The organism is Arthrobacter sp. 05L45_2, from assembly GCF_056397525.1.
Genome location: NZ_JBFTNO010000205.1, coordinates 1 through 5,660, shown reverse-complemented (window position 1 = coordinate 5,660; position 5,660 = coordinate 1). Strand labels below are relative to the sequence as shown.

5 protein-coding genes and 1 pseudogene are annotated in these 5,660 nt (G+C 68.6%); 3 read left to right on the top strand and 3 right to left on the bottom strand.

The window, feature by feature from the left end:
* The 3 genes from AC1DHD_RS13665 to AC1DHD_RS13655 form a co-directional block, all read right to left on the bottom strand.
* Window positions 1-1,463 (bottom strand): DUF885 domain-containing protein (locus AC1DHD_RS13665; protein ID WP_476880236.1); only part of this gene is annotated, 1,463 nt, incomplete at its 3' end.
* A gap of 53 nt (window positions 1,464-1,516) precedes the next feature.
* On the bottom strand, window positions 1,517-1,759 hold the full coding sequence (locus AC1DHD_RS13660) for an acyl-CoA carboxylase subunit epsilon (RefSeq protein WP_476880235.1): 243 nt from the start codon (window positions 1,757-1,759) through the stop codon (window positions 1,517-1,519).
* A complete protein-coding gene (locus AC1DHD_RS13655; RefSeq protein ID WP_476880234.1) occupies window positions 1,756-3,339 on the bottom strand; it encodes an acyl-CoA carboxylase subunit beta in 1,584 nt (527 codons plus the stop codon). Before AC1DHD_RS13655 ends, AC1DHD_RS13660 begins: the two co-directional genes overlap by 4 nt.
* A gap of 289 nt (window positions 3,340-3,628) precedes the next feature.
* Here AC1DHD_RS13655 and AC1DHD_RS13650 point away from each other — a divergent pair, with 289 nt between their 5' ends.
* The 3 genes and pseudogenes from AC1DHD_RS13650 to AC1DHD_RS13640 form a co-directional block, all read left to right on the top strand.
* On the top strand, window positions 3,629-4,534 hold the full coding sequence (locus tag AC1DHD_RS13650) for an SDR family oxidoreductase (protein ID WP_476880233.1): 906 nt from the start codon (window positions 3,629-3,631) through the stop codon (window positions 4,532-4,534).
* Between the two features lie 83 nt (window positions 4,535-4,617).
* The gene (locus AC1DHD_RS13645) at window positions 4,618-5,535 is read left to right on the top strand and encodes a biotin--[acetyl-CoA-carboxylase] ligase (RefSeq protein ID WP_476880232.1); all 918 of its coding nucleotides are present in this window, start codon (window positions 4,618-4,620) and stop codon (window positions 5,533-5,535) included.
* Window positions 5,528-5,660 (top strand): annotated as a pseudogene (locus AC1DHD_RS13640) (PH domain-containing protein); the annotation flags it as partial. The gene AC1DHD_RS13645 and the pseudogene AC1DHD_RS13640, both read left to right, overlap by 8 nt.

The following is a 5,660-nucleotide window of genomic DNA, read 5'->3' as shown; positions in this document are numbered from 1 at the left end:
GTCCTGGATTGTCCCGACCCCCAACGCTCGGGCACCTCCAACTCCAGGTGCACGCCGATGTCGAACACCACCCGGGCGGCCCGCATGCGCTGCATGTCCAGCATGCCCATGTGGTCGCCCGGATCCTTCAAATAGCCAAGCTCCTGCATCAGCTTCTCCGCATACAGKGCCCAGCCTTCSCCGTGSCCGGASGTCCAGCAGACGTTSCGGCGCCACTTGTTCAGCAGCTCSCGGCGGTARGTGGCSGTGGCSACCTGCARGTGGTGGCCCGGAACRCCCTCGTGGTAGACCGTGGTGGTCTCGGCCCAGGTGGTGAAGGTGTCCTCGCCCGGCGGGACTGACCACCACATGCGGCCCGGACGGCTGAAGTCGTCCGACGGTCCGGTGTAGTAGATGCCGCCTTCCTGGGTGGGGGCGATCTTGCACTCGAGGGTCTTCATGGCCTCCGGGATGTCAAAGTGCACGCCGGCGAGGTCCGCGACGGCCTTGTCGGAGAGCTCCTGCATCCAGGCCCGGAGGGCGTCGGTGCCCTTGAGCTGGCGGGAGGGGTCGTTGTCCAGGATTTCCTTGGCCTCCGCGATGGAGGCGCCCGGCCGGATCTGGTTGGCGACCCGCTCCTGTTCGGCGATCAGGCGGTCCAGCTCCTGGACACCCCAGGCATACGTCTCCTCCAGGTCCACGGTGGCGCCGAGGAAGGACCGCGAGGCCAGGGCGTAGCGCTCGCGGCCGACGGCGTCCTTCTCCGGGGCGGYCGGCAGCAGTTCGGCTTCCAGGAAGCCGGCGAGCCGGGCGTAGGCAGCGCGGGCGGCGGCAGCACCGGCGTCGAGCTTGGCCTGCACGTCCTCGGGGAGCGGGCCCTCGGCGGTGGTTGCCTCGGCGGCCAGCTTGGCGAAGAACCCGTCGTCGGCGGCGTGCTTGGTGGTCTGTTCGATGACGATCCGCACCTGCCGGGCCGCGGAGACGCGGCCGGCGTCCCGGGCCGTACGCAGGGACACGATGTAGCCGTCCAGCGCGGGCGGAACGTTGTGGGCGCGGCCGGCAATGTGGTCCCACTGCGCGGCCGTGTCCATCGGCATCAGGTCAAAGATCGCCCGGATTTCCTGCGCGGGKGAGGCGATGTTGTTCAGGTCGGCCAGGTCCCAGCCCGAATCGTGGATTTCCAGCTGCAGCCCCAGGCGTTCCCGCATGGCATCGAGGGTAACGGCGTCGACGTCGTCCGCGGGCTCCAGGCCGTCCAGCGCGGCGAGGGCCTCGCGCGCGGCGGCAGCGAACTCCTCGTGTCCGGCCGGGGAGAAGTCCGGGTACTCGGTCTCGTGGCCCGGCAGGCCCAGCTCGGTGGCGAAACTCGGGTTAAGCCGGATCAGCGTGTCCGTGAACGCGTCGGCAACGCCGTCGATCGCGGTCTGCGGGCGCGACGGCACCGGGGTGGCGGGGGAGGTGTTGTGGTTTGTTTCGGTAGTCACCCGATCGAGACTAGCCGCACCGGGCCAGTTATGAAAGGGTTACTGAACTTTTCTTAGCCGCGGCTGCGCTTCCACGAACCCGGGCCCGGTTTCGGTGCCAGCTGGAGCTGCTGCCGCCGGATCCAGTGCCGCGCGGTCGGCTTCTCCGCAGCCGCCGCCTCGCCGCTCCCGAGGGCGAGGACGACGGCGGTCAGCGCCGCAAGTTCCTCCGCCGTCGGCTCGCCCTTCGCGATGGCGAGCAGCGGCTGCTCCGGTGCCGTCAGGCCGGGTTCGCCGGTGCTGTCGGGGGCGGTCACAGCGGGATGTTCCCGTGCTTTTTGGCCGGCAGGCCGGCGCGTTTGTCGCGCAGGGCGCGCAGGCCTTTGATGATCTGCAGGCGGGTTTCCGACGGCGCGATGACGGCGTCGACGTAGCCGAGCTGGGCGGCCTGGTACGGGTTGAGGAGTTCCTCCTCGTACTGCTGGATGACCTCGGCACGCTTGGCCTCAACGTCGCCGCCGGCCTCGGCGACGGCGGCCAGCTCGCGGCGGTACAGGATGTTCACCGCGCCCTGGGCGCCCATCACGCCGATCTGCGCGGTGGGCCAGGCCAGGTTGAGGTCGGCGCCGAGCTTCTTGGACCCCATCACGATGTACGCCCCGCCGTAGGCCTTGCGCGTGATGACGGTCAGCTTGGGAACCGTGGCCTCGGCGTAGGCGTAGAGGAGCTTGGCGCCGCGGCGGATGATGCCCTGGAACTCCTGGTCCTTGCCCGGCAGGAAGCCCGGAACGTCCACGAGGGTGATGATCGGGATGTTGAACGCGTCGCAGTGCCGCACGAACCGGGCGGCCTTCTCCGACGCGGCAATGTCCAGCGTGCCGGCGAACTGCATGGGCTGGTTGGCGACGATGCCGACCGTGTGGCCCTCGACGCGGCCGTAGCCGATCATGACATTCGGCGCGTACAGCGACTGCATCTCCAGGAAGTGCCCGTCGTCGACGATCTGCTCGATCACCTTGCGCATGTCGTAGGGCTGGTTCGCGGAGTCCGGGATGAGGGTATCCAGGGCGAGGTCGTCGTCGTCGGTCTCCGGCTGCTGGCTGTGCTCGAGCACCGGAGCTTCGGCGAGGTTGTTGGACGGCAGGAAGTCCAGCAGTTCGCGGACGAACTCGACGGCGTCCGCCTCATCGGCGGCGAGGTAGGTGGACGTGCCGGTGTTGGCGTTGTGCTGCCGTGCGCCGCCGAGGGTCTCCATGTCCACGTCCTCGCCGGTGACGGTCTTGATGACGTCCGGACCGGTGATGAACATGTGCGAGGTCTTGTCCACCATGACCACGTAGTCGGTCAGGGCGGGGGAGTAGGCCGCGCCGCCGGCGGAGGGGCCCATGATGAGCGAGATCTGCGGGACGACGCCGGACGCGTGGACGTTGTTGCGGAAGATGTCCGCGAACATGGCGAGGGATGCCACGCCTTCCTGGATGCGGGCGCCGCCGCCGTCGAGGATGCCCACCACGGGGCAGCCGTTGCGGAGCGCGAACTCCTGGACCTTGACGATCTTCTCGCCGTTGACCTGGCTCAGGGAGCCGCCGTACACGGAGAAGTCCTGGCTGTAGACCGCCACGGGCCGGCCATCGACAGTGCCGTAGCCAGACACGAGGCCGTCACCCAGCGGCTTCTTCTTCTCCATACCGAACGCCGTGGAGCGGTGCACGGCGAGGGCGTCCAGTTCCACGAAGGAACCGGCGTCGAGGAGGAGGTCGATGCGCTCGCGGGCAGTGTTCTTGCCGCGGGCGTGCTGTTTCGCGACCGCTTCCGGGCCGGAGGGCTGCTCGGCACGGGCCTGGCGGTCGCGGAAATCGGCAATCTTTCCCGCGGTCGTGGTCAGATCGTGGCTCATCAAGTGTCTCCGGCTCTGTTGTTCTAGCGGTTGTACTCTGTGCTGGTGCTCGGCGGCCGCGCTTAAGTGGATTCCACACAAAAACCTGGCCGTGCTGGCAAGTCTAATGACGGTTTTGGTCCAAGCCGCTGTAGAAAACCTACAATTTTCCCTCGACGTCCCGCCGCACCCCCGCATTCCGCGGGAGTCCGGGCTGGTCCGCTTCCGCCGGCGTCGGCGCCCCAACTGTGGCCCGGCCACCCGGGAATCCACTATGTTACTGGCCGGTAACATCGGCTAGAGTGTGCGTATGACTTCAAGCAACGACGCTTCGGACAGCACCCAGCACCCGGGCCCGCAGGGACCCTACCAGGCCACCGGCTCCCTGGCGGGCCGCACCATCCTGATGTCCGGCGGCAGCCGGGGAATCGGCCTGGCGATCGCCACCCGGGCCGCCCGCGACGGCGCGAACATTGTGCTCCTGGCCAAGACCGGGCAGCCGCATGCCAAGCTCGAAGGCACGGTGTACTCCGCGGCCGAGGCGATTGAGGCCGCCGGGGGCCAGGCGCTGCCGCTGGTGGGCGATGTCCGCAACGACGCCGACGTCGCCGGCGCGGTGGCGTCCGCCGTCGAGCGTTTCGGCGGGATCGACATTGTCATCAACAACGCCTCCGCGATCGACCTCTCCAAAACCGACGGCCTGGACATGAAGCGGTATGACCTGATGCAGGACATCAACGTCCGCGGCACGTTCCTCCTCTGCAAGCTCGCCCTGCCGGCGCTGCGCGAATCCACCGCMGGGCAGATCCTCACCCTGTCCCCGCCGCTGAACCTTGACCCCAAGTGGGCCGGCCTGCACCTGGCGTACACCATGGCCAAGTACGGCATGAGCCTGACCACCCTGGGCCTGGCCGAGGAGTTGAAGGTGGACGGGATCAGCGTGAATTCGCTGTGGCCGTGCACCCTGATCGACACCGCCGCGATCCGCAATATGCCCGGCGGCGAGCAGATCGTCCGCGGCGCCCGCGGTCCGCAGATCATGGCCGACGCTGCCCACGCCATCCTCACGGCCGGCAACGCGATTCCGGCCTCCGGGAGCTGGAGCGGGAATTTCTACACCGACGAGGAGGTCCTGGCCGCGGCCGGGGTCACCGACTTCGCGCCGTACAGCCTTGGTGCGCCCGAGGACCGGCTGGTACCTGACATTTTCCTCTGAGTTTCCGGCGGGTTCGCACCTTTAAGAGGCTCTGCGGTGCCTGGCCAGGCGCCCTCCAGGCGGTTACTCGGTAGGATTCAAGCATGGAAGACGCACAGGAGTCACCGGACCGTCCGCCCCTGGACCAGGGCGCCCTGGGCGATGCCGCCTTCCTGTCCGCGAACGGTATTGCGCAACTGACCGTCGTCGAATCCACCGGCTCCACCAACGCGGACCTGCTGCGCGGCGTGAGTGTCGATCCCAATGCCTGGCCGGACCTGTCCGTGCTCACCGCCGAATTCCAGACCGCCGCCCGGGGCCGTCTGGACCGGCAGTGGGAAGCGCCGGCCCGCAGCTCCATCTCCGTCTCGATCGTGCTCCGGCCTGTCAACGCCGAGGGCAGGCCCTTGCCCACCCAGACGTACTCATGGCTGTCGCTGCTCGCGGCCCTCGCGCTGCGGGAGGCGCTGCTGGAGACCGCCGGGATTCCGGCCGAACTCAAGTGGCCCAATGATGTGCTGGTCCGCGGCAAGAAGATCGCCGGCATCCTCGCCCAGCTGGGCCCCATGGGCGACGGCGCCGTGCCCCCTGTCATCCTTGGCACCGGCCTGAACGTCACCCTGACGGCGGCAGAACTCCCGGTCCCCACCGCCACCTCGGTGCTGCTCGAGGGCCCCGCCACCGTGGACCGGACCGTCCTGCTCAAGAGCTACCTGTCCCGCTTCGCCACGCTGTACCGCAGCTTCTGCAACGCCGATGGCGACCCCGCCGCCGGGATGGCCGGCGGCCCCTCGCTGCACAAGCGCGTGGAGCACGTCCTGACGACCCTCGGCAAGCAGGTGCGCGCCCAGCTCCCCGGCGACCACGAGATCATCGGCCATGCCAGCCGGCTGGATGAATACGGATCCCTGCTGGTGGTCGACGCCGCCGGGCACGAGCACGTGGTGACCGCCGGCGACGTCGTACACCTGCGCCCCTGGACCCCGCCCGGCGAGGCCGCCGGCGAAAGCGGCTATGCGTAAAGAGCTCCTCCCGGGCGAACAAGTAATTGTTGTGACCCGCCCCCAGCCCCGGACGCTGATTGGTCCGGCCCTGGTCCTGATCGTCGTCTCAGCCCTCACTGCCTTCGCCTGCGCATGGATTGTTA